Annotated in this window: 1 protein-coding gene; it reads right to left on the bottom strand. The window is 61.6% G+C overall.

From position 1 onward, the window contains the following. Positions 1-178 precede the first annotated feature (178 nt). Positions 179-1,696 (bottom strand): aldehyde dehydrogenase family protein (locus IGS51_RS17510; protein WP_297080097.1); only part of this gene is annotated, 1,518 nt, incomplete at its 5' end.

Here is a 1,696-nt window from a genome sequence, read left to right as displayed (position 1 = left end):
CGAGAAATCATCCAACTACGTCAGTCCTACTTGTTTTGCACTCGATTGTTTGGCGCTCGAATAGCTTCGGTTCGGCCGATTCTCTGAAAGGGCGCTTGAGATGGCACTGTGGCTAAAGCGGCTGGAAACCCCGCAGACGTTAGGCAGGCCATCCAAAATCCAAAATTCAAAATCCAAATTACCCTCTCAAAGCAGCGATCGCCACCTGAACAAATCGCCCCCAGTTTGGGCTTGCCAAAAACTCCACGTAGCGCCGCGCCACCTGCTGCAAGGTGCGGTGGTTGGCAAACCAGATGGGCTTGGGGCGGATGTGGAACGGGGCGTAGACCACGGATTTTTGGGGATAGTCGAACAGGTATGCATTGTGAACCATGCCGCGACCGGAGCCGATGTCGCTGAGGGGGTTGCCGGGAAAGGCTCCCCAGGTGAGGGCGCTGAGCAGGAAGTTCATGCCTGTCCAGGCGTTGATCCCGATATTGCCATAGCGCAGTTGGGCGATCGCCCGCTCGACCGCCGCTGCATTTTGTCGCCGCGTTACCGGGTCGATTAGCAGGACGCAAGACAGCGTGCCCCAGAGGATTTCATTGGCAAAGTCTACAGCCTGTTGCAAAAACGCTGCGGTGTCGCCCGCGTCTAGGCTGACTTCGGCCAGCACACCGCAAAAGGCTTCCGTCGTCAGGGCATATTCGCCGGGGACGGGGGGCACGTCGGGGATTAGCGTCCAGGGCACAATGTCGGGGGTGCGGGGCGCAAGGGCGATCGCCTGCGGGTAGCGGTCGAGAAATGCCTGATAGCGATCCTGTGCGCCGGGATAGTAGGCCTTGCGGGCGGGTGTGGCGGCCAGCGCAGACTTCAGCGCGGCCAAAAAGTCGTCTCGCTGCGTCCAGTGCTTGGACAGCACCAGCACCTTACCCGCGACACAGTTGAAACTGGCGTTGTGGGCGACCATGCTAGCGACGTGCTGCGCTTGGTATTGCAAGTCGGCGACCGACCAGCGACCCGGCACCACCAAAATCGGCGTGACGCAGCCCAGTTCTGAGGTGATGGGCTTGGCAAGCACGGGCTGATTTGCGGCCTTGCGCTCGGCCTGCTCTGCGAGCGGGTTGCCCCAGACAATTGCATCGTGGGTGTGGTGCGATCCGGTGACGTGAATCGTGTCAATGCCTTCGTGCTGGCAAAGGAATGCACCCACTGCTGCATCCCCGGTGATCATTGCCAAAAACCCGCCCTCGATGAGGGGCCGCAAGGCAGTTTCCAGAAACGGCTTTATATAGTCATTCACCGGGTTGAGCTTGAGCAGCACCACCTGGTTTTCGGCGAAGAGTTTCGACAGCACGTCCATCGGGGCGATCGCCGACACATTGCCCGCCCCCAGCACCAGCGCCACGCCCGCAGTTGAGTGGCCACCTGGCCGGTAAATTCGCCCCTGGCTGGCGGGCTGGTCTGGCTCGACCCATACCTCGCCCCGAAACCCCAGCCACATCAGCCGATCTTGCACATTGTCGGGAAACACCTGGGCCACCTGCTGCCCGTCTGCCCGCAAGCGCACAGACACGGGGCGCGGCTGCCCCCCTGCTGCCAACGCCTGAATCAGCAGCCGCAAATTCAGCAGCAGGCCCACCGGCCCCAGCAGCCACTCCTCGCCCGCCAGCGGCGCATTGGGATCAATACCCTTGGCACGACAGGCGGCGATCGC

The organism is Thermoleptolyngbya sp. M55_K2018_002, from assembly GCF_015295965.1.
GTDB lineage: Bacteria > Cyanobacteriota > Cyanobacteriia > Elainellales > Elainellaceae > Thermoleptolyngbya > Thermoleptolyngbya sichuanensis.
The sequence above is the reverse complement of the archived record's forward strand: the minus strand, read 5'-3'. Positions and strand labels throughout refer to the sequence as shown.